Genomic DNA, 25,186 nt, shown 5'->3' on the forward strand with positions numbered 1-25,186 from the left:
AGGCTTCGAATCCATTCCGGTGCTCGGCCGGCTGCTGTGATGCGTTAGTCTGTCGTGGCCCTTTGGCGCAGCATTTCTCGCATGCGCCCCCGTAGCTCAGGGGATAGAGCGTCTGCCTCCGGAGCAGAAGGCCGCAGGTTCGAATCCTGCCGGGGGCACCCACTCTCGACCAGCCGTGAGCAAGCCGGTTTCTCGCGAAGTTTTTTGTCGATTCCGTTCGACGACGCGGCAGCGGCGCAGGAGAATCTGTCAATGAGCGGCGTTTTCGATCGCGGGGCATTGACAGTCCTGGCGGCCCTTGGGCTTCTCGTCAGCGCGCCCTCCCTCGTGCCGGCGGTAAGTACAGCGGCTCAGTGCGGCGACGGCACCGTGTACCAAGCCCAATCCGACACGTGCGAGCTCGTCTCACAGCAATCACCGTCGCCCCCCGCGGCTCTGCCGCCACCACCCGAGGCTCCCCCGCCACCGCCGCCTCCGGCTTGGTCCGGCCCCGTTCCGCACGTTTCGGTCGGCATCGGCGTCTGCGTACCCATACCGATCATCCGAATCTGCGCCGGGATCTGAACCCGGCTGGCTCGAAAATGTAGGGAAAACCCTGATTGAACGGGGCCGTCGCGCGGCGCAGGCTGATTGGGTCTGCCCGCACTGACTGGGCAGGCGATTGCGCATCCCTACCCAGACGGAGCGTCTCATGACACACACGCGATCACGAGCCGCGATGCTCGTAGTGGCCGCGGCTACTGCTGCGCTCGGCCTTGCGATGTCCGCACCCGCCGCGAACGCTGATCCCGTCGATCTCTACCCAGAGATCGTCAGCACACTCGAAACGGATTTCGCCGCCGCCCAGCCGGCATTTCAGGAAGCGCTCGTGCTTTTACCGAGCGGGCTGGCGAACCACGACAGCATGGAAGAAGCTCAAGGGCTGTTGAATCTTTTCCTCGCCGCCGACGATGACGGGGTTGTGGCGCCGGAGAACCTGCTGGCCGGCCTGACCGAAGCGCTGGGTGGCGAGCCCTTAACCGTGACGCCGCCCGCGGAACTGTACCTAGTGCCAACCTATGCGGAGGGACTGGCGGACGCCCAGGCGTTCGTCGGCTTGGCAGCGAGCGAGTTCACCGCAGCATCGGCGGCTTTTTCCGCTGGTGACTATGGAGCGGCGCTTCTGTCAGACCTCATCGGCGGCAACGACCTGACCATCTACCCGCTCGAGGAATTGCTGGTCGGCGCAGTGGCCAGCCTGACCTTCTAAAAAGCCTCAGCAGTGAGCGGCCCAGCACCGCATGGTCGGGCAGTAGGTCGAGCGCGCCAGGTTCACCATGCCGGCGACCTGCGCATAGCTCACCATCTGTCCGCTCATGGAGGCGTGAATGTCCTGGGTGATCCGGTCCGGCGTCCAACCCCAGCCGAGGTCCTGACAGATCAGGCCGGCCAGCTCCACGAGCGGCGCTTCGTGCCCTTGCGGCCAGCTAAGGCCCAAGCCTTTGAGCTCTGACAGGTAGCCGTCGTCGCGGGAATCAGCGGCCGCGCTCGCCGCGCTGGTGATCACTGCGGCCCAGACAAGCGCGTGGATGGTCAGTGTCGTGAGCCAGCGGGAACGCATCTGATCTCGACCTCTCGTCGTGCCGGGGACGTCGAGAAAAAGTATGTGCATCCCCAGCACTACGAGGCCATCAAGAACGGCAGACGCAGGTCCAATCCCTACTTTGCTGGGCAAATACCTATCTTTACTGGCAGCTTCCAGGCGGCGCCGGTACCGGGCCCTGCTGTGGCGGAGTGAACAGCCCTGGCGGTGGCGGCGGCTTGACGCACTGGACGATCACCAGAGCGGCCGTGCCCGGGGCGCCCCGGTTGATGGCCCGCCAGTAGGAGCCGTCGTCGTAGGGCACGCCGTCACACGACGGCTCGACCGGCGACATCATGTCGACCGTGCCTCCGCCCGGGCAATAGTGAGCGCCCAGGTCGGGCTTGTGCGGGTCGGCAGGCGGAGGGGCTGGAGCCGCGTGGGCTACCGGCGCGGTCAGCGCAGCGGCAGCGATCAGCGCGAGCATCGTCACGTGCTTCATGGTCGGCATCCTGTCAGGGTGTCGTCGCGGTCTGGCTGTGTCATTATCCGCACATGACCTCCGCGTTGCTACTCCGCGACTTGGTGCGTTGTTCCCGACCGACCAGCATCATCGATATCGGCGCCAATCCCATCGACGGTCCGCCTCCATACAAAGAGATGCTCGACTACGGATTGTGCACGGTGACCGGGTTCGAGCCGCAGACGGAAGCACTCACGGTTCTCGAGGCTCACAAAGGCCCGCTGGAGCGGTACCGTCCGGAAGCCGTGGGTGACGGCCACGAACATCGACTGAAGATCACCAAGGCTCAGGGCATGACCAGCCTGCTCACCCCCGACCAGAACCAGCTCCGGCTGTTCAACGAATTCACGGATTGGGCCACGGTCGTCGAGGAGCACGACGTCCAGACGCATCGACTCGACGACCTAGATATCGACGACTTCGACCTGTTGAAGATCGACGTGCAGGGCTCGGAACTGATGATCTTCCAGAACGGCCGCAACCGGCTCGCCAACGCGGTCGCGGTGCACACCGAAGTGTCCTTCGTGCCGCTGTATCACGGGCAGCCCACGTTCGCTGAAGTGGACAGCGAGCTGCGGGCACAAGGATTCATGCCCCACTCGATGCCTGCTGTGAAGCGCTGGGCGATCGCGCCGACGGTATTCGAGGACAACGTCTACATCCCCGGCAATCAGCTGCTCGAGGCCGACGTGGTCTACATCCGCGACCTCGCGCACACCGAACACCTGACCAGCGAACAACTTTCACACCTGGCGATGATCGCCTTTCACATCTACGGGTCGGTCGACCTGACGGTCAACCTCCTCATCGAGCTTCGGTATCGCGGACGGGTCGCCGACGACGCCGTCGAGCAATTGATGACGCTCTTCGACGACTAGTTCACCGCGCCTCGGGTGACCTGCGGTCCTGGCGAGGCCCGATGCCGGGACAGCAGCCGCGCGGCCTGACCGGGAGCGCCGAGCTGAAGCATCGCGGCCAGCGCCGTTTCGAGGATTACCTCTTGCTGCACGCGGCTTCCACCGATCGAGGGAAGTCCGCCAAGCGATTCCAGGAGATAGTCGAGGGCGGCGCGCGGCTCCCCCGCCGTCAACGCGATCAGGCCCTCTCCGATGAGCCGCAACGTAGTCTGCTGCGCGTCGGTGGCGCCCGGCACGTTGATCGCGCGGATCGCCGCCGGGTCGTTCGCGGCGGCCAGCACCAGTAGCGCGTGGAACGCGATGAACGCCGTCTGCGGCGAATAGGCAAGCGAGCCCGCCTCGTTGAGCACTTTCATGGGGTCCGGCGGCGTCACCCAGTCCGGGTGCAGCCGGGCCCGCCATGCCAGGGAGCCGGCGTCGACGAGGCAGCGCACCCCGTTGGAGTGCGGGGGCGCCAGCGACGAGTGGTAGCGCCGCGCCGCCGCGGCCGCGTCGCCCATCGCCAGCTCGTGCAGTGCGGCGTGCCACTGGAAGTGCGGCAGGTAGCGCTGCGTACTGCCGTCGCTGGGTATCCAGTCGGTCAGCCATTTCAGGCCGGCCCCATGCGCGTCTGTTTCGTAGTGCACGTGTGAGAGCGCATGGGCGGCATTGCCATTGCCTGGGTCGAGCTCCATTGCGGCATCGGCCAAGTCGGCCGCGTCGTACCACAGGCCTTGCTCCGTGCGGCCGTAGGCGCGCAAACCGAGATACCAGGGCGCCTCGCCGTGCACACCGGTGAATTTCTCGACGTATTCCCAGGCGTCCGGAAGCGCGTCGCCGGCCCCCGCGAACGCAATCGACGGCGCGAGCACCAGCAGCGCGACCGCGTCGTCGGGGATCCGGTCGAGGTGGTCGATGAGCGCGTCGGTGCCCGCCTCGTTGCCCTTTTCGCACCAGGTCGCGATGGCTTCGACATGGCTTCGGTCGTCGTCGCTGCCGTGCGCCAGCGCGGCGCGGGCACGGGTGAGGTGGCCGGTGACCGCGTCGGGACCGCCTGCGCGGTCGGGCCGTTCGGTCGCGATCATGGCCAGCGCGATGTGTGCGCGGGCATGGTTCGGGTCTTCAGCGACCGCGGCGGCGAACGCGGTGGAGGCACCGTCTTGGACGGCGAGCAGGCGGCGCACGCCCTCGGCATAGGACGCCGCGGCGCCGGTCAACTCGGGCTTGGTGACGACCAGGCTGGGCACCCTCCGTACCGGCTGCTCACGGCTGTCGTCGGCGAGCAACGCCGCAATCGCCGCTGCCTGAGAACGGATCTCGGGGATCGCGGTGGTCTCCCACTCTTCGCCTTGCCGGATCGAGCCGATGCAGACGACATTGGGGACCGTGTTTCCGGCAGCGTCGATCAGGTAGCCCTCGGGGGTGAGCCGCACCCCCACGCCGCACGGGTGCAGCGAAGCGGTCTCTGCCGCAAGCAGATTCGACCACAGCGGTGAGCCGTTCAGCGATCGTCGGTCCCACGCCGCGCCGGCCGCGACCACGACAGCGTCGCCGCGGCGGCGCACCGACCCGTCGCTGGTGGTCACCACCAACTCGACGCCTCTGCGGCGCAACGACACATCGGCGACCTCACCGGCTTCGACGACGAGTTGGCCGCTGTCGATTGCGTCGTAAATCGCGTCGGCGATGGTTGGGGGCATCCGGTGGCGCAGCACCTCCCACTGCCGCAGGTCCTCGCGCAGGAAGCGGCGCTGGTCCTCCCACCCCAGCGACCGCCACAACCGGGCGGTTCGGGGCCGGATCGCGTCGATCACCTGCCGCCAGTCCGCGCCCGCCTTTCGGGCGTGCGTGAGATCCGCGGCCAGGGCTTCTCGCAACTGTTCCAAGGACACCTCGTCGGGCAAAGCGTCGAGGTGAGGCAAGTCCGTCGGGGTGCCCGTTGCGCGGAATCGGCGCGGCAGCGCACCGTGCCGCGACAACAGCGTGACGGTGGCGCCGCGTGCCGTGAGGTGCAGGGCAACATCGACTCCGGTGAGGCCCGATCCGATCACCAAGACACTGTCGGGCCGTCGTGATCCCAGCGCGTCCAAAGCGCCCGGCGCCCACGGGTCCAGCACGATCCTGCCGTCGGCCCCGTCGGCCAGCACTGGGGCGAATGCACGTTCCAGCGAGTCGGGCATGCCGTTGCGCGGACGGCCCGATGCGAGCACCACCGAATCGGCGTACAGATCCCGACCGTCGTTCAGCCGCAACCGAACCGGAGCACCCGGTATCACGTCGACGACCTCGGCGATCTCGATGCGCACGTCGGCGGCGACGAGTTGGTCCTGCAGATAGCGCCGGTATGCGAGTCGCGGCGCGAAGCTTTCGGCCGGCGTCACGGCGCGTTCGTCGAGCCAACGGGTGAAGTGATCGGGGTCGTCTGGCCAGGCCGACATCCGCGCCGCCGGCACGTTCAGCAGATGCGTCGGGTCGTTGGTGCCGTAGGCCGCGCCGGTGCCGGGATGGCCCGACGCATCGATCACCGTGATCTGGGCATCCGGCTTGGTGCGGCGCACATGCACCGCGGTGAGCACTCCCGCGGCCCCCCCGCCGACAATCGCGACGCGCAGCATGGCCGAAGGCTACCCGTCAGAGCACCGCGTGGCCGAGTTTGCGCGAAACTTGTTGGCTGTCGGTCAATCCACGTTGCTGATCGTCGCGTGGCAGATCGGCAAAGCGACCGGCAGCGTATGGGCGACGGAATCGCCGGGCGCGGTGACGACCAGCGTCCCCTCACGTGGACACGGATTTCCCGAGCCGTTGACGTCCAGCGCGGACGTCTGAACGGTCGCGGTGGCACTATCGCCGGGGTTGAGGTGCAGCACGTGCGATGCGGGCGCGGGCTGCCGATCGACGTGCACGAGCACCCCACCGGCGGCGGTGACCAGATTCGCGTCCGGATACCCGACGAGCGTGCACTGTGCCGACGACGTGTTGGTGAAGGTCACCACGACGTGGCGCAGCGTATTGGCCGGTTCGACCGGGCCACTGGTGACCGAAAGACGGGAGCAACTGCCCGGCGCGGCGGCGGGAGCGCCACCGCCGCCACCAGCACCCCCGCCGTCGTTGGGTGGGCCTCCGGCGTTGGCGGATGCGACACCAAAAGCATTCACAATCAATAGAAGTGCGGCAACAACTGTCCCTGACGGCTTCATGATTCTCCAATTGCTGAGGGCATTGGGATGCCGTGAAACTATTCAGTTTGGGACATTGCGCTCATAGTAGGCGCCAAAGTGCGCGCGTATCAATAACTACAGGCTGCCGAGATCGTCGGGCACGTCAACGGCGTGCTCCTGCAAGGCTTCGAGCGGCACGATGTCCAGGGTGCGCTCGTGTGTACAGGCCAACACCACTGGAGCTGCGCAACCGTCACGGTAGGCCCGCAGCCAGTTGTTCGCGGTCACACACCATCGATCGCCGGGCACCAGGCCGGGAAACTTGAACTGCGGCATGGGAGTTGAGAGATTGTTGCCGATGCCGCGCTGATGTTCGAGGAACTCCGCGGTTACCACCGCGCAAATAGTATGAAAGCCAATGTCTTCCGGTCCGCTCGAACAGCAGCCGTCCCGGTAGAAGCCGGTGAGCGGTTCGCTGCCGCACGGCTCCAGCGGGCCGCCCAACACGTTGCGTTCAGCCATCGATTGCCTCCACCAACTCGGCTACCCGCCGGAGCTGATTGAGATCGGAACTGGTTGGGATGAGCTGTATCTCGTCGGTGCCTACGGCTTCGAACCGGCGAAACAGCGCGACCAGGTCGTCGTCGCTGCCGGCGAATCCGGTGTGCGGGGCCATGGCGTCGACGTACTCGGCCGGTATCCAGTTCATGTAGCGCCGCAGATGCCGATGCACCTGCGCGCGGGCCTCGTCGGCGTCGCCGAGAGCGAACCAAAACGACGTGGCCAGATGCGGTTTCGACTTGCCCGCCTCCGACCAGGCGTGGCGCGCGACGTCGAACAACTCGTTCTGCTTGGCGACGTCGAGGTCCAGCGTCGTCCCGGCCAACCCGTCGGCCCAGGTCGCCGCGTGGCGCAGCGTCTTCGGTCCGATGGTGCCCACCAGCAACGGCGGTCCGCCCGGCTGCGCCGGCAACGGCCCGACCGGCAGCACCGACTCGGTGACCTTCTCACCGGCCCAGACCCGCTTCATCACCGCGATCCGCTCGGCCAAGCCGCGGATGGTCTGCGTCGACGGATCCGCCCCGACGGCGACGTAGTCTTCGACGCGCCCGCCGACACCCAGCCCGACGGTGAGCCGTCCACCGCTCATCATGTCGCCGGTCGCCAACGCCTTGGCAAGCATCACCGGATCGTGCAACTGCGGCACGATCACGGTTGTCACCAGTCGCACCCGGTCGGTCCAGGCCGCCAACGCGCCCATCAACGTGCACGTCTCGGGATTGTCGAAAGCCATCCGCTCGCCCCAGCACAACGACGAGAACGGGCCGTCGTCGATGATGCGCGCCCAGTCCCGCAGTACGCCGGCATTCAAATCCGGCTCCATGACCGGCATGGTCATCGCTATCCGCACGATCGCGATTCTGGCATGCAGACCGCCCTGTTCCCGCCGCAATCAGCGTGGCAGCATCACCTACGATGCCTATCGAGTTCAACCACACCATCGTCGCCGCCCACGACAAGCGGGAATCGGCCGAATTCATCTGCGAGTTGTTCGGATTGCCCACCCCCCAACCGTTCGGTCATTTCTTGGTGGCCGCCCTGGAGCACGGCGCCAGCCTCGACTACGCCGACGTAGCTGCCGGTGAAGAGATCCGTCCGCAGCACTATGCGTTTCTGGTGTCCGAGGACGACTTCGACGCGATTTACGGCAAAATCTCCTCGCGCGGGCTGCAGCACTGGGCGGATCCGGCCGGTCGCCGGCCCGGCGAGTTCAACACCAACGACGGCGGACGCGGCGTGTATTTCCGTGATCCGGCGGGCCACTATCTGGAGATCCTGACCCGCCCGTACGGCTCGGGCGGTTAGCTGGCGCTGCGCGGCCCGCGGCGCAGGGTTTCCTGGTCGCGGTAGTCGGCGGCCAGCCGGTTGACGTGCTCGGGCAGCGCTCCGGCCGCTACGTCGGCCAGGCTGGTCTGCTCGAGCACCGAACGCATGCTGGCCCTCAGCGCCCGCCAGACGTCGGTGAGCGCCGCAGTCGGGCCGGAGTAGGGCAGGTCGCCGAGCCCGATGTCGCGGACGCTGGCCAGTGGGCCGTCGATGCAGCGCAGGACGTCGGCAATGCTGATTTGGGTTCCGGGCCGGGACAATTCGTAGCCGCCGTCGCGGCCCCGGTGGCTACGCACGAGATGATCGGCCCTCAGGGCGGACAGGATGTCGACCAGGAATTGGGGTGGGATGCCTTGCGCACTGGCAAGTTCGTCGGTGGTGACTCGCACGCCGTCCTCGACGGTGGCCAGTTCGACCATCGCTCGCACCGCATACTCCGCCTTCGCCGACATTCGCATGGAATGCGATTCTCCCATTCCGACGTGTCTCAGCTGGTGACCGCGAGCACCGCGGCTGCGAATTCGGGACGGCACACCACCAGGTCGGGCAGCTTCGGATCAGCCCTGTTGTACTCCAGCGGCGATCCGTCGATGCGCGACGTGTGCAGCCCCGCAGCGCGGGCCACCGCGACCGGCGCCGCCGAATCCCACTCGTACTGACCGCCCGCGTGCACGTAAACGTCGGCCAGGCCCTGGATGACCGCGGCGACTTTCGCTCCCGCCGAGCCCATCTCGACCAGCGTGCCGTTCAGCTGCTCGCGCACCTGCAGGGCGATCGTGGGCGGGCGGGTCCGTGACACCACGATCCGCGGCTCGCCGGAATGTGCCGGTGGCGGTGTGGGATTCGGGGTGGCCAAGGTGACGCCCTGCGCGGGAAGCGCCACCGCGCCGGCCACCAGGTCACCGGACTGCCACAGCGCGACGTGCACGGCCCAGTCGTCGCGGCCGAGCTCGGAGAATTCCCGGGTGCCGTCCAACGGGTCGACGATCCACACCCGCTGCGCGCTCAGCCGAATCGGGTCGTCCACGCCCTCTTCGGACAGCACCGCGTCGTCGTGCCGTTCACGGGCCAGCGCAGCTATCAAATAGTCGTGGGACCGCTTGTCGCCCGCAGCTTTTCGTTCGGCCTCGGTTCCATCGGCGAGTTCCTCGCGAACCCCCAGCAGCAGCCGGCCCGCTTCGGTGGCCAGCCGTGCGGCTACCTCGTGATCGGTCATGGCCTTTCCTCGATCAATTCGATGACGCGCTGCGCGAGCTCGTCAAGATTGCGGTCCGGCACAAGTCGCAGGTCCGGATTCTTCGGTCGCTGGTACGGGCTGTCGATTCCGGTGAAATGCGTGATCTCACCCGCCCGGGCTTTAGCGTAGAGGCCTTTGGGGTCTCGGCGCTCGCAGTCCTCGAGCGGGGTGTCGCAGAAAATCTCGACGAAGTCCAGGCCGGCGTCGGAATGCACGCGGCGCGCCAGCTCGCGATGTTCCTCCAGCGGGCTGATCGCCGGTACCAGCACGACCTGTCCGGAGTCCGCGATCAGCGCCGCCACGTGCGCCAGCCGCCGCAGGTTCTCGGCGCGGTCGGCCATGCTGAAGCCGAGGTCGGCGTTCAGGCCGTGGCGCAGGTTGTCGCCGTCCAGAACGAAAGCGGGAACACCCTTTTCGAGCAGCTTACGCTCAACCAGCATTGCCACCGACGACTTGCCGGAGGCCGACAGGCCGGTGAACCAGAGCGTGCGGCCGCGCGTGAGCCGGTCCTTCGCGGTCACCAGCGATGCGTGCCGCACGGTGTTGGGGCTCGCCGACTGCGCCATCGTCTCGCGCAGCACCATGCCCGCGGCCACCGTCCCGTTGGTGTGCGGGTCGATCAGGATGAAGGAGCCGGTGCTGGCGTTGCGGGTGTACTCGTCGAGCAGCAGCGGCACCTGGGATCGCAGCGATACCCGTCCGAGTTCGTTGAGCTGCAACGCCGTTGCTTCCTTGTCTCGGCGCAGGGTGTTGACATCGAGCCGGTAGTCCAGCGCGGTGACCCGGACCCGGGTGGTTCGGGTGGTGTGCTTGATCAGATAGTCGCGGCCCGGTTCCAGGGCCGCCGCGTCGGCCATCCAGCAGACCGTCGCGTCGAATTCCTGGGCGACGCGCGGGGCGTTGGCGGGCCGGGCGATCATGTCGCCGCGGGAGATGTCGATGTCGTCGGCAAGACTGATCGAGACAGCCATCGGCGGAAACGCTTCTGCGACAGGGCCATTAGGACCCTCGATCGCCGTGATGCGACTGGGCTTTCCGGTCGGCAGCACGACGACATCGTCGCCCGGACGCATCACGCCACTCGCCACCGTGCCCGCATAGCTGCGGTGATCCTGATGCTCTTTGGTCTGCGGGCGGATGACGTACTGCACCGGGAACCGGACGTCGACGAGGTTACGATCTGCCGCGACATAAACCTCTTCGAGGTGTGACAACAGCGCCGGCCCGTCGTACCACGGGGTGTGCTCGGACTTGCTGACCACGTTGTCGCCGTGTAGCGCCGACATCGGGATGGTCAGCACGTCTTTGACGTCGAGCCGGGTGGCGAAGGCGTAGAACTCGTCGCGGATCGCCTCGAAAGCCGCTTTGTCCCAGTCGATCAGGTCCATCTTGTTGACCGCTAGCACGATGTGCTCGATGCCCAGCAGCGACGCCAGGAAGGTGTGCCGTCGGGACTGCTCGAGCAGTCCGTGGCGGGCGTCGACCAGCACGATCGCCAGCTGAGCGGTCGATGCGCCGGTCACCATGTTGCGGGTGTACTGGATGTGGCCGGGGGTGTCGGCGATGATGAATTTGCGCTTGGGAGTGGCGAAGTAGCGGTAGGCCACATCGATCGTGATGCCCTGTTCCCGCTCGGCGCGCAGGCCATCGGTGACCAGGGACAGGTCGGTGTACTCGTGGCCGCGGTCCTTCGACGTACGTTCGACCGAAGCCCACTGGTCGTCCATGACGGCCTTGGAGTCATACAGCAGACGCCCGATCAGCGTCGACTTGCCGTCGTCGACCGACCCCGCGGTCGCGATGCGCAACAGTGTTGTCGACGCACTCATCAGAAGTACCCCTGCCTCTTGCGGTCTTCCATTCCGGCCTCGGAGATCCGATCGTCGGCTCGTGTCGCGCCGCGCTCGGTCAGACGCGAGACGGCCGTCTCGGCGACCACTTCGGCGACGGTGGCGGCGGTCGATTCCACGCAGCCGGTGCAGGTCACGTCGCCGACCGTGCGGAAGCGGACGGTTTTCTCGATCACCTTCTCGTCGGCGCGCGGCTGCAGGTGCCTGTCGACGGCCAGCAGCATGCCGTCACGCAGGAAAACCTTGCGCTTGTGGGCGTAGTAAATCGACGGCAGCTTGATCTTCTCGGCGCCGATGTAGGACCAGATGTCGAACTCGGTCCAGTTCGACAGCGGGAACACCCGGATGTGCTCACCCTTGTGGTGGCGGCCGTTGTAGATGTTCCACAGCTCGGGGCGCTGCGCCTTCGGATCCCACTGGCCGAACTCGTCGCGGAAGCTGAACACCCGCTCCTTGGCGCGCGCCTTTTCTTCGTCGCGGCGGGCGCCGCCGAACGCGGCGTCGAACTTGTTCTCCCGGATTGCGCGCAGCAGCGTCACGGTCTGCAGCGGATTACGCGACGGAATGGTCTCCACCACCCGTCCGGCGTCGATGTCGTCCTGGACCTTCGCGATCACCAACCGCACCCCGGTCTCGGCGACCAGCTCGTCGCGGGCGGCGATCACCTCATCGAAGTTGTGGCCGGTGTCGACGTGCATCACCGGAAACGGCAGGCGGCCGGGCCGGAACGCCTTCAGCGCCAGGTGCAGCATCACGATCGAGTCCTTGCCGCCGGAGAACAGCAGCACCGGCCGCTCGAACTCGGCCGCAACCTCGCGGATGATGTGGATCGCCTCGGCCTCCAGCGAGCGAAGGTGGCTGAGCTCGTACTGCCCGGCCGCGGGAGCCTCTTGGGTGGTCATCGGCCTCCCCGATTCTCGGTAAAGTAGGTAGATTTGGTCAGGATTACACACATTACCGAGTATGAAACCAGTCTGGCAGTACGCTGTCAACGACTTCCTGCGAGCGCGTGCTGCGCCTAGCCCCCGCCCCGCTCTTGCTGCGTCGAGTGTGAAGAAACTGCGAACAGTCGGCCGCGTTTTCGCGGCAGTTTCACACTCGGTGATTCCACGCCCGTGAAACGCGGCCGATTACGCCACCTTCGGTGTCGTCCGCCGTTACTCGCACGTTGATCCAGCCGAGATCGCGCAACGCCTCGGCTCGTGTGATGTCCCTGCGGAATTGCCGACGATCAGTCCAGTGCTGGTAGCCGTCGTATTCGACTGCCAGTTTGAGGTGTTCCCAACCCATGTCGAGTTCCGCGACGAGTTGGCCGTATTCGTCTCGTACCGGGATCTGAGTTTGCGGGACGGGAAAGCCCGCCCGGATCAGGACCAGCCGCAGCCAGCTCTCGCGAGGCGATTCGGCGCCGGGATCAGCGAGGCTCAAAGCAACGCGAGCACGCCGGATCCCTCGTCGACTTCGGTAGCGGTCGGCCAGCAGTTCAACGTCGGCCATCTTCAGATTTGTCGCCCTGGCCAGCGCGTCGATCGCCGGAACCGCCGTATCGGCCGGGAAGCGACGGGCGAGGTCGAGGGCGGTTCGCGCCTGGTTGGTCACCGGCACGCCATCGATCACCGTGACCTCATCATCGTCCAGGCGGTCTGACCAGACGTGGATGAGCGGCGGCGCGTGACGGTTGTCGTGCATGAGCTCCGCGGGCCGCCCGGATCGTACCCACCGCGCGCCGAGCAGGGTCGAGGCGGAATGGCCCGCCACCACGCCGCGTCGCTGCGACCACAGCCAGGCGGCGCGAGCCCGCGCGGCGGCCGACAATTCGACGCCTTCTGCGATGTAGACGTCGCGGTAGACGGCGTTGAAGCGCGTGCGCAACTGATAGGGCGTCAGGGCGCCCGCGGCGATTGCTTCACTGCCGATGAACGCTTCGTCCATCCCGCGATCGTGCTCTACCCGACCGACAAGCCGTCGAGAGTGAAGCTGCTGCGATTTCCAGGCCAGATCGTCGCAGAGGTTTCACACTCGACGAGCTAAGTGGTGACCTCGTCGAGCTTTCCGGTGGCGACGTCGAAGATGAATCCGCGCAGCGACGTGTGCTTGGTGACGAACGGGCTGTTCTCGATGCGGCGCAACGATTGGCGGACGTCCTCGGCGAGGTCGGGGAAGGCCTCGGGCGACCACGGCGGCTTGACGCCGATCTCGTCCTGGATCGTGCGCTTGAACTCGTCGTCGGTGAAGGTCAGCATCCCGCAGTCGGTGTGGTGGATCAGGATGATCTCGGTGGTTCCCAGCAGCCGCTGGCTGATGGCCAGCGACCGGATCGCGTCGTCGGTGGCCACACCGCCGGCATTGCGGATGACGTGCGATTCGCCCTCGTTGATGCCCAGGACGCGATAGACGTCGAGCCGGGCGTCCATGCAGGCGAGGACGGCGACGTGCTTGCTCGGGGGCAGCGGGAGCGGACCGTGGAAGGACTTCGCGTATTCGGCGTTGTTGGCCAAGTAGTCGTCGGTGACCGTCACCGCCTCCACGCTACGACGGCACGTCCGTCGGGTCACCGGTCCCGATCAATTGGATCGCAATCTCTTACTCTGGGCGGATGCGACAGGGGCGGGGCCGGTAGGCATGACTCGGTTTCTGGCGCGTCGGCTGGCGAACTACGTGGTCCTGTTGGCGCTCGCGTCGTTTTTGACGTTCTGCCTGACATCGGTGGCGTTCTCGCCGCTGGAAAGCCTGATGCAGCGCAGCCCGCGACCGCCGCAGGCCGTGATCGACGCCAAGGCGGCGCAACTCGGGCTGAACAAGCCCATCCCCCTGCGCTATGCGGATTGGGTGTCGCACGCGGTACGCGGCGACTTCGGCTCGACGATCACCGGTCAACCGGTGTCGGGTGAACTGTGGCGGCGGATCGGCGTCAGCCTTCGGCTGCTGCTGATCGGCTCGGTGGGCGGCACTGTCATCGGGGTGATACTGGGCGCGTGGGGCGCGATCCGGCAATACCGCATCAGCGACCGCGTCATCACGATGCTGTCGCTGCTGGTGCTCTCGGCCCCGACCTTCGTGATCGCCAACCTGCTGATCCTCGGGGCGCTGCGGGTCAACTGGGCGCTCGGCTGGCAGCTGTTCCAATACACCGGCGAAACCTCGCCCGCCCTGATCGACGGCACCGGGGCGCGGCTGGTGGATCGCCTGCAGCACTTAGTGTTACCGACGCTCACGCTGATGCTCGGCACTGCGGCGGGGTTCAGCCGGTATCAGCGCAACGCGATGCTCGACGTACTCGGCCAGGACTTCATCCGCACCGCCCGGGCCAAGGGCCTGAGCCGGCGCCGCGCGTTGGTTAAGCACGGGTTGCGCACGGCGCTGATCCCGCTTGCGACGCTATTCGCCTACGGCGTAGCCGGATTGGTGACCGGTGCGGTGTTCGTCGAGAAGATCTTCGGCTGGCACGGCATGGGCGAATGGATGGTCCAGGGAGTCGCTACCCAGGACACCAACATCGTCGCGGCGATCACGGTGTTCGCCGGGTCGGTGGTGTTGTTGGCGGGTCTGCTTTCTGACGTCATTTACGCCGCGCTCGATCCGCGGGTGCGGGTGTCATGACCAGCATCGCGCCCGAATTCGCGTCGCGACGGACGTTGGTGCTGCGTCGCTTCCTGCGGCGCCGCTCGGCGGTGGCGTCGGTGGTGGTGCTGGTGGTGTTGTTCGTCGGCTGCTACACAGTGCCGTCGTTTCTGCCCTACTCCTACAGCGACCTGGACTTCGATGCGCTGCTGCAGCCGCCGAGTGCGCGACACTGGTTGGGCACCAACGCCCTTGGCCAGGACCTGCTGGCCCAGACCCTGCGCGGCATGCAGAAGTCGATGCTGATCGCGGTCTGCGTGGCGGTGATCTCCACCGGCATCGCCGCGACCGTGGGATCGATCTCCGGCTACTTCGGTGGCTGGCGTGATCGTGCGCTGATGTGGTTCGTCGACCTCATGCTGGTGGTGCCGGCGTTCCTGCTGATCATGATCCTGACGCCACGCACCAAGAGCTCCGGCAACGTGCTCGTGCTGGTGCTGCTGCTGTCGGGATTCGGCTGGATGGTCAGCTCACGCATGGTGCGCGGCATGACGATGAGCCTGCGCGAGCGCGAATTCATCCGTGCCGCACGATATATGGGGGTGCCGAGCTGGCGGATCATCACCCATCATGTGGTGCCGAACGTGGCCTCGATCCTGATCATCGACACGGCGCTGAACGTCGCGGTGGCCATCCTCGCCGAGACCGGGCTAAGTTTCCTCGGCTTCGGTATCCAGCCGCCGGACGTGTCGCTGGGCACACTGATCGCCGACGGCACCCAGTCGGCGACGACGTTCCCGTGGGTGTTCCTGTTCCCCGCCGGCGTGCTGGTGCTGATCCTGGTGTGCGCCAACGTGACCGGTGACGGTCTGCGTGACGCGCTCGACCCGGCTTCCCGGGGTGGGCGTCCGTGAGCCGGCTACTCGACGTCCGCAACCTGGCAGTGAGCTTCGCCACCGAGGGACCGTCATTGAAGGCTGTGCGCGGCATCGACTTTCACGTCGACACCGGCGAGGTGGTGGCAATTGTCGGCGAATCCGGCTCCGGGAAGTCGACGGCGGCCATGGCGGTCGTCTCCCTGCTTCCCGACTACGCCGACGTCCGCGGGTCGGTGCGGTTGCAGGGCACCGAACTGATCGGCCTGCCCGACGGCGCGATGTCGCGCTATCGCGGCAACTCGGTCGGCATGGTGTTCCAGGACCCGATGTCAGCGCTGACGCCGGTCTACACCGTCGGTGATCAGATCGCCGAGGCCATCGAGGTGCACCGGCGCACCGGGAGACGCACCGCCCGTCAGCGCGCGGTCGAGTTGCTCGAGCTGGTCGGCATCAAGCAACCGGAAAAGCGTGCCCGTGCGTTCCCTCACGAACTTTCGGGTGGCGAGCGGCAGCGCGTTGTTATCGCGATCGCGATCGCGAACGATCCCGACCTGTTGATCTGTGACGAGCCGACCACCGCACTCGATGTGACCGTGCAGGCGCAGATCCTCGACGTGCTCAAGACCGCCCGCGACGTGACCGGCGCGGGGGTGCTGCTGATCACGCATGACCTGGGCGTAGTCGGCGAATTCGCCGACCGGGCACTGGTGATGTACGCCGGTCGGATCGTCGAATCGGCCGCGGTCAACGACGTCTACCGGGACCGCCGAATGCCCTATACGGTTGGTCTTTTGGGCTCGGTTCCACGGCTGGATGCACCGCAGGGCACCAGGCTGGTGCCGATTCCTGGTGCTCCGCCGTCGCTGACGGCGCTGGAGCCAGGCTGCCCGTTCGCGCCGCGCTGCCCGCTCGTGGTCGACGAATGCCTCAGTGCGGAACCGGAATTGCTGCCGGTCGCACCCGACCACTATGCGGCCTGCATCCGGACCGAGCACGTCGTCGGGCGCGCCGCAGCTGACGTGTACGGGGTCAGCACCGAGGCCGGGGCGTTGCCGCACGACGAACAGCCGATCGTCGTGCGGGTCCGCGATCTGGTCAAGACCTATCCGTTGACCAAGGGCGTGTTGTTGCGCCGCAGTGTCGGCGAAGTCCGCGCGGTCGACGGCATCAGCTTCGAACTGCGGCAGGGTCGCACGCTGGGCATCGTCGGTGAGTCGGGGTCGGGCAAGTCGACCACGCTGCACCAGATCCTCGAACTGGTTGCGCCGCAGTCAGGATCGATTGAACTACTGGGCAAGGATGTCGCCGGGCTGAACGCGGTGGGCCGCCGAGCGGTGCGGCGCGACATCCAGGTGATCTTCCAGGACCCGGCGGCGGCGCTGGATCCGCGGCTGCCGGTGTTCGAACTGTTGGCCGAGCCGTTGCACGCCAACGGCTTCGGCAAGGCCGACACACACGCTCGCGTTGCCGAAATGTTGGACACCGTCGGGCTTCGGCGTAGCGATGCCGCCCGTTATCCGGCGGAGTTCTCCGGTGGGCAGAAGCAACGGATCGGGATCGCGCGGGCGCTGGCGCTGCGGCCCAAGATCCTTGCCCTCGACGAGCCGGTCTCCGCCCTCGACGTGTCAATTCAGGCCGGCATCCTCAACCTGCTGCTCGACCTGCAGCAGGAGTTTGGTCTGTCGTATCTGTTTGTTTCCCACAATCTTTCAGTGGTCAAGCACATGGCGCACGACGTCGTGGTGATGCTGCGAGGCGCGATTGTCGAGCAAGGCGAAAGCGACGAGATCTTCCACCGGCCGCAACACGAATATACGCAGCGGCTTCTTGCCGCCGTGCCGCAACCGGATTCGGCTCATGGCTAACCGCATAGTGGCTTTGGCCCTCGCGGTCGGTCTGATAGCCGGCTGCTCGTCGGGTGCCGAACTCGCGCCGTCCGACCCTGCCACGGCCGTCGGCGCGACCAGCGACATCAACCCGCAAAACCCGGCGTCGCTGCGCGACGGCGGCGATCTGCGGCTCGCGCTGACCGAATTCCCGTCCAACTTCAACACTTTGCACATCGACGGCAACTCCGCCGATGTCGGCGGGATGCTGAAGGCGACCATGCCGCGGGCGTTCGTGATCGCGGCGGACGGTTCCACCACCGTCGACACCGATTACTTCAGCAGCGTCGAACTCACCGGCACCAACCCGCAAGTCGTCACCTACACCATCAATCCGAAGGCAAGGTGGTCCGACGGCACCCCGCTGAGCTGGGAAGATATCGCCAGCCAAATCCACGCCACCAGTGGGGCGGACAAGAGCTTCGCGATCGCCGGCACCAACGGCAGCGAGCGGGTCAAGTCGGTGACCCGGGGCGTCAACGACCAGCAGGCCATCGTCACCTTCGCCAAACCCTACGCGGAGTGGCGCGGCATGTTCGCCGGCAACACCATGCTGCTGCCCAAGAAGATGACCGCCACCGCCGACGCGTTCAACACCGGGCAGCTGTCCGGTCCGGGCCCGTCGGCCGGCCCGTTCGTTGTCTCGTCGCTGGATCGGACCAAGCAACGAATCACGTTGACGCGCAACCCGAAATGGTGGGGTGAGCGGCCTCGGCTGGACCGAATCACGTTCTTGGTGCTCGACGACTCGGCGCGGCTGCCCGCGCTGCAGAACAAGGCCATCGACGCGACAGGACTGTCCGGGCTGGACCAGATGACGATCGCCCGTCGCACCAAGGGCGTTTCGATCCGCCGGGCGCCGACACCGAGCTGGTATCACTTCACGTTCAACGGTGCCAAGGGCTCGATCCTGGCCGACCCGGGGTTGCGCCGCGCCGTCGCCGAGGGCATCGATCGGCAGAGCATCGCGGCGGTCACCCAGCACGGGCTCAACAGCCACCCGGCTGCGTTGAACAACCACATCTACGTCGAAGGCCAACAGGGCTACCAGGACAACAGCGGCGTAGTCGCCTACAACCCGGAGAAGGCCAAGCGTGACTTGGATGCGCTGGGCTGGAAGCTCAACGGGCAGTTCCGCGAAAAGGACGGCAAGCAACTGGTCGTGCGCGATCTGTTCTATGACGCACAGACCAGCCGACAGTTCGGTCTGATCGCACAGCACAGCCTCGCGCAGATCGGGGTGAAGCTCGAGCTGATGGCCAAGGCCGGCAGCGGGTTTTTCACCAACTACATCAACGTCGGCTCGTTCGACATCGCCCAATTCGGTTGGATGGGCGATGCGTTCCCGTTGTCGGCACTGACGCAGATTTATGCGTCCACCGGGGAGAGCAACTTCGGCAAGATCGGCAGCCCAGAAATCGACGCCAAGATCGAGCAGACACTCCAGGAGCTGGACCCGGTCAAGGCGCGGGTGCTGGCCAATGACGTCGACACGCTGATCTGGGCCGAGGGATTCAGCCTGCCTTTGGTGCAGTCCCCCGGCAATGTCGCGGTGAACAGTTCCCTGGCCAACTTCGGCGCGGCCGGGTTGGCCGACCTCGACTACACCGCGATCGGGTTCATGCGCTGACGGCCAGAACGACGTGCGTGGTCGAACGGGTGTCGGCACGGGCTCTGCGGCCGGTGTACGCGGCATTGGCCGCTGAGCCCAAATGCCCAACCGCGTGGGCGGCATTATCAGATCCGCTGGGTTATTGAACCACTGTCAGCAAATAAGCGTAAAAACTTGTGATCTGCCAGGTGGACGATAATTCTTGGTGTTGATGACCGCCACGATCGACGCACTTGACGCCAAAGCCCTTCCGCTTGCGCCGAAGAACCCGCTGCCTATTTTGCGGGCGCTGTCGGCGGCGCGGGCCCTGCACACCGGCCTGCCGTTGTTGAGCGAGGCTGGTGGACCGGTAACCCGCTTCGAGCCACTGCCCAAGTTCGTCTCCCCGGCCCTGGTGCTGGTCACCTCGCCCAGCGGAGTGCGCGACGTGCTGGGTCGCACTGACGGCCTCACCGAGCGCTGCCAGATTCATCAGGAGATCCGAAACGTCGCGGGCGACAACCTGTTTGTGCTGCCCAACCGAGAATGGGCTCCGCGCCGACGCGCACTGCAGCCGGTGTTCACCAAGCAGAGCGTGGAGAGTTTCGGCCGGCACATGACGGAAGCGGCGCAGGCGTCTGCCGGTGAGTGGTGTGCCTCTCGCGACATCGACCTCGACGCCGAGTGCCGTCGACTCGCCATGCGGTCGCTCGGCCGCTCGATTCTCGGTATCGACGTCAACGACTTCGGTGACGAGATCGCGGCGAACATGCACGTGGCATCGCGTTACGCGACCGATCGGGCTCTGCGGCCGATGCGTGCGCCGCGGTGGCTGCCGACGCCGTCGCGGCGTCGCGCTCGCAAAGCGGTCGCGACGATGAAGCGGGCCACCATGGAGATCCTTCGGGCGTGCCGGGCGGACCCGGCCCGCGATGCGCCGCTGGTTCACGCGTTGATCGCGGCGGCCGACCCCGACAGCGGGCGGCCGCTGTCCGACAAGGACATCTGCAGCGAGCTGCTGATCTTCATGCTGTCCGGCCACGACACCACTGCGACGATGTTGACCTACGCCCTGTGGCAGTTGGGGCACCATCCCGAGATGCAAGATCGGGTAGCTGCCGAGGTTGCCGCGATCGGTGATCGTGAGCTGACGCCCGGCGATGTTCCGCGGCTGACGTACACCGCGCAGGTGATCAACGAGTCGTTGCGACTGTGCCCGCCGGCGGCGGGCGTCGGCAGGGTGGCGTTGGAAGACATCGCGGTGGACGGCTACCGAATCGAGGCGGGCACTATCGTCGCCGTCGGAATCAACGCGCTGCACCGCGATTCGGCTCTGTGGGAGCACCCGCTGGTCTTCGATCCCGATCGGTTCAGCCCGAAGAACTCCGCCGGCCGCGACAGATGGCAATTCATTCCATTCGCCGCCGGGCCGCGGTCGTGCATCGGCGAGCACTTTGCGATGCTCGTGACGACGCTCGCGCTGGCTACCATCATCCGGTCGGTGCGGATTCGGTCGATGGACAACGACTTCCCGCTGTCGTCACCGTGCACCACTGTCGCGGCGGGGCCGATTCCGGCGCGCGTCGACGCGCGGCGCTAAAGGCTCACGCACACAGCTCGATTCGCTCGGCGTCCTTGACGCCGTCGTATCGGGCTGGCGTGCAGGTCAATACGATCACCTGGCCGCGTTCGCCGAGGGTGTCGAACACCCCGGCCATTTTGACCAGCCGGTCGGGATCGGTGAAGCCGAGCGCGTCGTCGATCAGGATCGGCACCGCGTCTTCCTTGGCGACCAGCGCGGCGCCGGCCAACCGGGCCAGGATGCCGAGCTGCTCCTTGGCCCCACCCGACAGCGATTCGTACGGGACGGTCCGGCCGTCGAGCGTGCGGTTCTGGATGCAGAGGTCGCTGTCGACGTCGACTTCGAAGCTCGGGCCGAAAACCGGCCGCCCGAGCCGCTGCAGCTCGGCGCGATACGGCTCGACGTAGCGCAGCCTGGTGGTGTCGCGGTGCCGGGTCATCACCTCACGCAGCATCTGCACCGCGCGGGCGCGGCGGCCCACGCGGTCGTGCTCGTCGCGGGCGTGCTCGCGGTCGATCTCCGCGGCGTCGAGCTTGCCGCGGCGTCCCTCGGTCCCGAAAACCTTGAGCTGTGCTGCAATCTCGTGCAGCTCGCGGGAGACGATGTCGTGTCGCTGCTGAAGCGTCGCCGAAGCCGCGACAGCCTCGGCCAACTCGGCGGCGACGGCCTCGGGCGCCTTGGCGGCCAGTTGCTCGGCCAACTCGGCGACGCGGCCGGCCGCGGTGTCCGCCGCCACGGTGAGAGTGTCGACATCCGCGGTCAGCGTCTCGTCGGGCACCGCGGCGCGCTGTTCGGCGAGCCGCTCGGCGACCGCCGCCAGCTCGGCACGCTGAGCAACCAACTTGTCGTGGACACGCGTGACCTGGGCGGTGACCTCGTCGAGCTTCTTGGCCGCCAACGCCGCCACCTTGCGGTGGGTATCGCAGTCGACCTCGGCCTGGGCGCGAGCCGCGACAGCCTCGAGCAGTTCAGCACGCGCGGCCCCGGCGTCGACGTCGTCGGAAAGGGCTGGCAGCTCCTGCAATTCGGCAAGCCGGGCGCGCAATTGGTCGACGTCCTCGTCACCGGTCAGTCCGGCCAGCGTCGCGGTGAGCTGGTCGCGGGTGCTCTGCAATTCTCGGCGCCGCTCGTCGGCCTGCCGCGCGGCGGCTACATCGGCGACCTTCGCGGCCGCCAGCGTGGCAACCAGCTTCTCCTGCGCCGCAACGTGTTTTGCTTGGATGTCGAGCGCCGACACCCCCGGGGTGAGCCGAGCGGTCACGACCCCAGGAATCTCGATCTCGGTTGCGGTGTTGGCGACCGCCGTCCAGGTCTCACCGGTCGGCAGCGACACCCGCTGATCCCCGATAACCAGCTCGATGTCGGCGGCGGCGACCAATTCGACCGTCGCAGAGACCAACGCGAGCTGGCCTTCGATGCGGTCGACCGCCGCGGCAGCCTGCTCGATCTGACGCAGCAATTCGTCGGTCACCGTGATACGGGACAGCTCTTCGGCCGCATCGTCGCGTTCGCTCAGCGCCGCATCGATTTTCGCGAGCCGAGTGGCCAACCGCTGCAACTCCTCGCGGCGGGCCAGGCCGTCGACAATCTGACGGGCGATCTCGGCGCGCTCCCGGGCGGCGACGAGGCTCTGGTCGGACTTCTCCACGACGACGTCGGCCTCACGCTTTACGTCATGGGCCAGCGTCTGCGCTTCGGCCCCCTCGCGGGATTCCTTCTCAAGAGCATCGACAGCGGCTGCGCGCGAATCGTTTTCGCCGCGCAGCCGAATCCGCTCGGCCAGGGCAGCCGTTGACGCGGTGCTGGTTGCCGTCGCCGCAGCGGCGACCAACTCGGCCTCTCGCACCTGCTCGGTGAGCCGGGCGATCTCGTCGGCCGCGGCCCGCGCAACGGCCTGCCTCGACGCGGCAGCTTGCCGCCGCTCGGTCAGCTCGGCCAGCTCGGCCGTCAGCGCCGCATGCCGCTGCACCCGATCGTCGACCTCGGCGACCGCCGCCGCACACCGCTCGACTTCCTGGTTGGCCGCTTCCAAAGCCTTGATCGCGTTGGTCCATTCGCCGGTGGGGCGCCCGGTCGCGGTGAAGTATCGGCCGTATTCCTTCTCGATGCGCTCGATCAGCAGCGGCTCGGTCCCCGACAACGCCGCCGTGTCACCCGCGGCGACGTCGAGCGCGCGGGTCAGCGCGTCGCAGCCCGACAGGTTCACGGCGTCGGTCGACGTGGCCTGCAAGACCCTTTGCGCATGCCACAATTCGGTGTCGACCGTCTCGGCCAGCATGCCCTGCACCCGGTCGTGCGCCTCGTCACCGCTGTGCTGTTCGCGGCGCGGCTCCAACACCGTCAACTGGGTTTCGGGCTTCTTGTGAAATCGCTTGTGATAGATGAAACGGTAAGGGCCCGCGCTGATCTCGGCGGTGATCTCCGATCCGACGTCGGCGTGCGTCGGCTTGACTTGCTTGACTTCCTTCTTTGTCGAGCGGTCCTTGGATTCCAGTAACAGATCAAGCGCCTCGACCATCGACGACTTGCCGATCTCGTTGGCGCCCGACACCACGACCACCCCGTGGTCGGGAAACTCGATCTCGCGGTGGGCGATTCCGCGGTAGTTCTTCAAAACCAACCGATGCAACTTCATGCCGCACCTCGACCCTGTTGACCGTGGTCGGTCAGCCGCAGCAACAACGCCAGCGCGTCGTTGGCCGTCTCGTCGTCCGCGCGCGCGGCCTTCATCAACTCCTCCACCGCGTCGGCGGCGAACCCGCCGATGCCCAGGTCGCTGAACTCTCCATCGGCCGGTATCACCGCCAGGTCGCTGTGGCTGTCCCACACCCGCAGCGACGCGAACAACCGCGAATACTTGTCCAGGCAGGCGTCCAGCGCGGCGCGGTCGGTGACGGTCAGCGACCCGATCAGGGCCAGCCGCAACACCGTTCGGTCCTTGTCCGGCATCAGGTCGAGGTTCATGTCCAGGTCGGCGACGTCGCGGGTGTCATTCACGTCGCGGCTCAGCGTGCTGAACCGCCAGCGCCCGACGCGCGGCGCCTCGACGGTCAGCGACCGTTTGGAGTCCGCCTCGTCAAGGTCGACGATCAGCACGTGACCCGGGTCGGCCTCGACGTCGTCGTAGTTGGTGACCTCCGGCGAGCCGGAGTACCACACGCGGCCGGTGCTTCCCACGTCGGTCAGCGAATGCTTGTCGCCGAGCGCCACATAGTGGATTGCCCCGCGCGCCAACGCATCTTCGACACTTGCCAGCTTGATCAGCGACGGCTTGGTCGGGTCGGGGTCGAGCAGGTCGACGCCCCCGTGGGCGACCAGTACCCGGGTGACGCCGTCGGCCGGCAAGCCCTCGAGCACCTCGGCGACCAGGTCGGTGGTCGGCGCTTTGGACCGCCATGGCGCCGCGACGATCTGCACCCCGGGGCGCACGTCGTGGACGCCGGCCCGGTCTAGCACGTGCACGTTGGCGGGACACTCGGCAACGAACAACGCGCTGGTGTACACCGACGAGGCGTCCAGCGGGTCATGGTTACCCGGTAGCAGGTAGACGGGAATACCGATGGCGCGCATGGCTTCCAGCGACTGGCTGACGACGGCCGGCGCCAGTTGATTGTGTTCGAACACATCACCGGAGACCACGACGAACTCAGCGCCCGCGGCGGCCGCCAGCGCGCCGAGACCGGCCACCGCGTCGCGCCGGGCCGCCGAATAGCGCGGCTGAGCCTCCCCCGCGAGGAAGTGACGGGTCATGCCGAGTTGCCAGTCGGCAGTGTGCACGAATCGCATCGCGTTCCCGTCCCTTCTCCGTGATGTCCGGCCGACCGCGACCGGGCAACGGAAGTTTAGGACCGGCCCCCGACAAGTCCGGGGACCTCAATCGGCAGGTCCGTCACCCATCCAAAGGAGCGGTACGCACCTGTCACATCAGTCACATCAGCCTCGAAAGACCCCGGCCATCGAGTTGCCCGCCTCGCAGCGACTTGGCTGGGCCGTCTCAGCGAAGTCGCTCCGAGGCGGGCAGATCGGTCACGCCTCCCCCGCGCGAAAGCTGCCGTACCCTGTCTGCGATGAGCGACCGCACCCTGGTGCTGATGCGTCACGCAAAATCGGCCTACCCCGACGGCGTGGCAGACCACGACCGGCCGTTGGCGCCGCGCGGTCAGCGCGAGGCCGGCCTGGCCGGTAACTGGCTGCGCAGCCAGCTGCCGCCAATCGACCTGGTGCTGTGTTCGACGGCGACCCGCACCCGCGAAACGTTGGCGCGCACAGGAATCGACGCGCCGGTTCGCTACGAAACACGGCTCTACGACTCCACTCCCGGCATCGTGATCGAGCAGATCAACAGCGTCGGCGACGAGGTTTCCACGACCTTGGTCGTCGGACACGAACCCACGACCAGCGCGCTGGCCCTGCGACTGGCGGATCCACGAACCGCCAACGGCGATGCGGCCGAAAGAATCTCGACGAAATTCCCGACTTCGGCGATCGCAGTGCTGAGCCTGGACGGCAGCTGGGCGGACCTCGAACTCGGGTCCGCCCAGCTAGTCCGCTTCCACGTGCCGCGTTAGCCGCGGCC

23 protein-coding genes and 1 tRNA gene are annotated in these 25,186 nt (G+C 66.8%); 10 read left to right on the plus strand and 14 right to left on the minus strand.

Annotation, left to right across the window (positions count from 1 at the left end; all coding sequences use genetic code 11):
* Window positions 1-85 precede the first annotated feature (85 nt).
* Together MKK62_RS01055 and MKK62_RS01060 are read left to right on the plus strand one after the other, a co-directional pair.
* Window positions 86-158, plus strand: a tRNA-Arg gene (locus MKK62_RS01055).
* 533 nt (window positions 159-691) lie between these two features.
* Window positions 692-1,249 (plus strand): hypothetical protein, encoded by a 558-nt coding sequence (locus MKK62_RS01060; RefSeq protein ID WP_240262811.1) that lies wholly within the window; start codon window positions 692-694, stop codon window positions 1,247-1,249.
* Between the two features lie 6 nt (window positions 1,250-1,255).
* Here the strand turns inward: MKK62_RS01060 and MKK62_RS01065 are convergent, their stop codons facing one another.
* Together MKK62_RS01065 and MKK62_RS01070 are read right to left on the minus strand one after the other, a co-directional pair.
* A complete protein-coding gene (locus MKK62_RS01065) occupies window positions 1,256-1,600 on the minus strand; it encodes a DUF732 domain-containing protein (RefSeq protein ID WP_240262810.1) in 345 nt (114 codons plus the stop codon).
* A gap of 124 nt (window positions 1,601-1,724) precedes the next feature.
* Complete coding sequence (locus tag MKK62_RS01070; protein WP_240262809.1) at window positions 1,725-2,072, minus strand: hypothetical protein; 348 nt, start codon at window positions 2,070-2,072, stop codon at window positions 1,725-1,727.
* Between the two features lie 44 nt (window positions 2,073-2,116).
* Between MKK62_RS01070 and MKK62_RS01075 the strand changes: the two genes are divergently transcribed.
* A complete protein-coding gene (locus MKK62_RS01075) occupies window positions 2,117-2,962 on the plus strand; it encodes an FkbM family methyltransferase (protein WP_240262808.1) in 846 nt (281 codons plus the stop codon).
* On the opposite strand, the gene MKK62_RS01080 is transcribed toward MKK62_RS01075, so the two are convergent.
* The 4 genes from MKK62_RS01080 to MKK62_RS01095 form a co-directional block, all read right to left on the minus strand.
* Window positions 2,959-5,595 (minus strand): FAD/NAD(P)-binding protein, encoded by a 2,637-nt coding sequence (locus MKK62_RS01080; protein WP_240262807.1) that lies wholly within the window; start codon window positions 5,593-5,595, stop codon window positions 2,959-2,961. The two genes, MKK62_RS01075 and MKK62_RS01080, sit on opposite strands and share 4 nt — an antisense overlap.
* A gap of 63 nt (window positions 5,596-5,658) precedes the next feature.
* A complete protein-coding gene (locus tag MKK62_RS01085) occupies window positions 5,659-6,135 on the minus strand; it encodes a DUF4232 domain-containing protein (RefSeq protein WP_240262806.1) in 477 nt (158 codons plus the stop codon).
* Between the two features lie 138 nt (window positions 6,136-6,273).
* The gene (locus MKK62_RS01090) at window positions 6,274-6,660 is read right to left on the minus strand and encodes a DUF2237 family protein (RefSeq protein ID WP_240262805.1); all 387 of its coding nucleotides are present in this window, start codon (window positions 6,658-6,660) and stop codon (window positions 6,274-6,276) included.
* A complete protein-coding gene (locus MKK62_RS01095) occupies window positions 6,653-7,537 on the minus strand; it encodes an LLM class flavin-dependent oxidoreductase (protein WP_240263885.1) in 885 nt (294 codons plus the stop codon). The genes MKK62_RS01090 and MKK62_RS01095 overlap by 8 nt, the downstream gene beginning before the upstream one ends.
* Window positions 7,538-7,614: 77 nt before the next feature.
* Here MKK62_RS01095 and MKK62_RS01100 point away from each other — a divergent pair, with 77 nt between their 5' ends.
* Window positions 7,615-8,004, plus strand: coding sequence for a VOC family protein (locus MKK62_RS01100; RefSeq protein ID WP_240262804.1), 390 nt, complete (start codon window positions 7,615-7,617; stop codon window positions 8,002-8,004).
* Here MKK62_RS01100 and MKK62_RS01105 read toward each other — a convergent pair.
* From MKK62_RS01105 to MKK62_RS01130, 6 genes are all read right to left on the minus strand, one after another.
* Window positions 8,001-8,483 carry an Rrf2 family transcriptional regulator gene (locus tag MKK62_RS01105; protein ID WP_240262803.1) on the minus strand — a complete coding sequence of 161 codons (483 nt, stop codon included), beginning with the start codon at window positions 8,481-8,483 and terminating at the stop codon, window positions 8,001-8,003. The two genes, MKK62_RS01100 and MKK62_RS01105, sit on opposite strands and share 4 nt — an antisense overlap.
* 29 nt (window positions 8,484-8,512) lie before the next feature.
* Window positions 8,513-9,241 (minus strand): 3'(2'),5'-bisphosphate nucleotidase CysQ, encoded by a 729-nt coding sequence (locus MKK62_RS01110; RefSeq protein ID WP_240262802.1) that lies wholly within the window; start codon window positions 9,239-9,241, stop codon window positions 8,513-8,515.
* Window positions 9,238-11,091, minus strand: coding sequence for an adenylyl-sulfate kinase (gene cysC, locus MKK62_RS01115; protein ID WP_240262801.1), 1,854 nt, complete (start codon window positions 11,089-11,091; stop codon window positions 9,238-9,240). Before cysC ends, MKK62_RS01110 begins: the two co-directional genes overlap by 4 nt.
* Complete coding sequence (gene cysD / locus MKK62_RS01120) at window positions 11,091-12,014, minus strand: sulfate adenylyltransferase subunit CysD (protein ID WP_240262800.1); 924 nt, start codon at window positions 12,012-12,014, stop codon at window positions 11,091-11,093. Before cysD ends, cysC begins: the two co-directional genes overlap by 1 nt.
* 190 nt (window positions 12,015-12,204) lie before the next feature.
* The gene (locus MKK62_RS01125; protein WP_240262799.1) at window positions 12,205-13,044 is read right to left on the minus strand and encodes a hypothetical protein; all 840 of its coding nucleotides are present in this window, start codon (window positions 13,042-13,044) and stop codon (window positions 12,205-12,207) included.
* Between the two features lie 95 nt (window positions 13,045-13,139).
* Window positions 13,140-13,631, minus strand: coding sequence for a beta-class carbonic anhydrase (locus tag MKK62_RS01130; protein WP_240262798.1), 492 nt, complete (start codon window positions 13,629-13,631; stop codon window positions 13,140-13,142).
* A 103-nt stretch (window positions 13,632-13,734) separates the two neighbouring features.
* Between MKK62_RS01130 and MKK62_RS01135 the strand changes: the two genes are divergently transcribed.
* The 5 genes from MKK62_RS01135 (at window position 13,735) to MKK62_RS01155 (ending at window position 20,628) form a co-directional block, all read left to right on the plus strand.
* Window positions 13,735-14,712 carry an ABC transporter permease gene (locus MKK62_RS01135; RefSeq protein ID WP_240263884.1) on the plus strand — a complete coding sequence of 326 codons (978 nt, stop codon included), beginning with the start codon at window positions 13,735-13,737 and terminating at the stop codon, window positions 14,710-14,712.
* Window positions 14,709-15,587, plus strand: coding sequence for an ABC transporter permease (locus tag MKK62_RS01140; protein WP_240262797.1), 879 nt, complete (start codon window positions 14,709-14,711; stop codon window positions 15,585-15,587). Before MKK62_RS01135 ends, MKK62_RS01140 begins: the two co-directional genes overlap by 4 nt.
* Window positions 15,584-17,416 carry a dipeptide ABC transporter ATP-binding protein gene (locus MKK62_RS01145; protein WP_240262796.1) on the plus strand — a complete coding sequence of 611 codons (1,833 nt, stop codon included), beginning with the start codon at window positions 15,584-15,586 and terminating at the stop codon, window positions 17,414-17,416. The genes MKK62_RS01140 and MKK62_RS01145 overlap by 4 nt, the downstream gene beginning before the upstream one ends.
* Window positions 17,409-19,067 carry an ABC transporter family substrate-binding protein gene (locus tag MKK62_RS01150; protein ID WP_240262795.1) on the plus strand — a complete coding sequence of 553 codons (1,659 nt, stop codon included), beginning with the start codon at window positions 17,409-17,411 and terminating at the stop codon, window positions 19,065-19,067. Before MKK62_RS01145 ends, MKK62_RS01150 begins: the two co-directional genes overlap by 8 nt.
* A gap of 193 nt (window positions 19,068-19,260) precedes the next feature.
* Entirely contained in the window at window positions 19,261-20,628 is a 1,368-nt protein-coding gene (locus MKK62_RS01155) for a cytochrome P450 (RefSeq protein WP_240262794.1), read from the plus strand.
* A 4-nt stretch (window positions 20,629-20,632) separates the two neighbouring features.
* On the opposite strand, the gene MKK62_RS01160 is transcribed toward MKK62_RS01155, so the two are convergent.
* The gene (locus MKK62_RS01160) at window positions 20,633-23,245 is read right to left on the minus strand and encodes an ATP-binding protein (protein WP_240262793.1); all 2,613 of its coding nucleotides are present in this window, start codon (window positions 23,243-23,245) and stop codon (window positions 20,633-20,635) included.
* Window positions 23,242-24,396, minus strand: a complete 1,155-nt coding sequence (locus MKK62_RS01165) for a metallophosphoesterase family protein (RefSeq protein WP_240262792.1) — start codon at window positions 24,394-24,396, stop codon at window positions 23,242-23,244. The genes MKK62_RS01160 and MKK62_RS01165 overlap by 4 nt, the downstream gene beginning before the upstream one ends.
* Window positions 24,397-24,677: 281 nt before the next feature.
* Between MKK62_RS01165 and MKK62_RS01170 the strand changes: the two genes are divergently transcribed.
* Window positions 24,678-25,178 (plus strand): SixA phosphatase family protein, encoded by a 501-nt coding sequence (locus MKK62_RS01170; RefSeq protein ID WP_240262791.1) that lies wholly within the window; start codon window positions 24,678-24,680, stop codon window positions 25,176-25,178.
* Window positions 25,179-25,186: the final 8 nt, after the last annotated feature.

Origin of the sequence: Mycobacterium paraterrae, assembly GCF_022430545.2 — a bacterium.
In the GTDB taxonomy this organism is placed as follows: domain Bacteria; phylum Actinomycetota; class Actinomycetes; order Mycobacteriales; family Mycobacteriaceae; genus Mycobacterium; species Mycobacterium paraterrae.

Coding starts and splice junctions, on each gene's coding strand:
- MKK62_RS01060 (WP_240262811.1), top strand. CDS start 692: ATGACACACACGCGATCACGAGCCGCGATGCTCGTAGTGGCCGCGGCT.
- MKK62_RS01065 (WP_240262810.1), bottom strand. CDS start 1,600: ATGCGTTCCCGCTGGCTCACGACACTGACCATCCACGCGCTTGTCTGG.
- MKK62_RS01070 (WP_240262809.1), bottom strand. CDS start 2,072: ATGCCGACCATGAAGCACGTGACGATGCTCGCGCTGATCGCTGCCGCT.
- MKK62_RS01075 (WP_240262808.1), top strand. CDS start 2,117: ATGACCTCCGCGTTGCTACTCCGCGACTTGGTGCGTTGTTCCCGACCG.
- MKK62_RS01080 (WP_240262807.1), bottom strand. CDS start 5,595: ATGCTGCGCGTCGCGATTGTCGGCGGGGGGGCCGCGGGAGTGCTCACC.
- MKK62_RS01090 (WP_240262805.1), bottom strand. CDS start 6,660: ATGGCTGAACGCAACGTGTTGGGCGGCCCGCTGGAGCCGTGCGGCAGC.
- MKK62_RS01095 (WP_240263885.1), bottom strand. CDS start 7,537: ATGACCATGCCGGTCATGGAGCCGGATTTGAATGCCGGCGTACTGCGG.
- MKK62_RS01100 (WP_240262804.1), top strand. CDS start 7,615: ATGCCTATCGAGTTCAACCACACCATCGTCGCCGCCCACGACAAGCGG.
- MKK62_RS01105 (WP_240262803.1), bottom strand. CDS start 8,483: ATGCGAATGTCGGCGAAGGCGGAGTATGCGGTGCGAGCGATGGTCGAA.
- MKK62_RS01110 (WP_240262802.1), bottom strand. CDS start 9,241: ATGACCGATCACGAGGTAGCCGCACGGCTGGCCACCGAAGCGGGCCGG.
- cysC (WP_240262801.1), bottom strand. CDS start 11,091: ATGAGTGCGTCGACAACACTGTTGCGCATCGCGACCGCGGGGTCGGTC.
- cysD (WP_240262800.1), bottom strand. CDS start 12,014: ATGACCACCCAAGAGGCTCCCGCGGCCGGGCAGTACGAGCTCAGCCAC.
- MKK62_RS01125 (WP_240262799.1), bottom strand. CDS start 13,044: ATGGACGAAGCGTTCATCGGCAGTGAAGCAATCGCCGCGGGCGCCCTG.
- MKK62_RS01135 (WP_240263884.1), top strand. CDS start 13,735: ATGACTCGGTTTCTGGCGCGTCGGCTGGCGAACTACGTGGTCCTGTTG.
- MKK62_RS01140 (WP_240262797.1), top strand. CDS start 14,709: ATGACCAGCATCGCGCCCGAATTCGCGTCGCGACGGACGTTGGTGCTG.
- MKK62_RS01150 (WP_240262795.1), top strand. CDS start 17,409: ATGGCTAACCGCATAGTGGCTTTGGCCCTCGCGGTCGGTCTGATAGCC.
- MKK62_RS01155 (WP_240262794.1), top strand. CDS start 19,261: ATGACCGCCACGATCGACGCACTTGACGCCAAAGCCCTTCCGCTTGCG.
- MKK62_RS01160 (WP_240262793.1), bottom strand. CDS start 23,245: ATGAAGTTGCATCGGTTGGTTTTGAAGAACTACCGCGGAATCGCCCAC.
- MKK62_RS01165 (WP_240262792.1), bottom strand. CDS start 24,396: ATGCGATTCGTGCACACTGCCGACTGGCAACTCGGCATGACCCGTCAC.
- MKK62_RS01170 (WP_240262791.1), top strand. CDS start 24,678: ATGAGCGACCGCACCCTGGTGCTGATGCGTCACGCAAAATCGGCCTAC.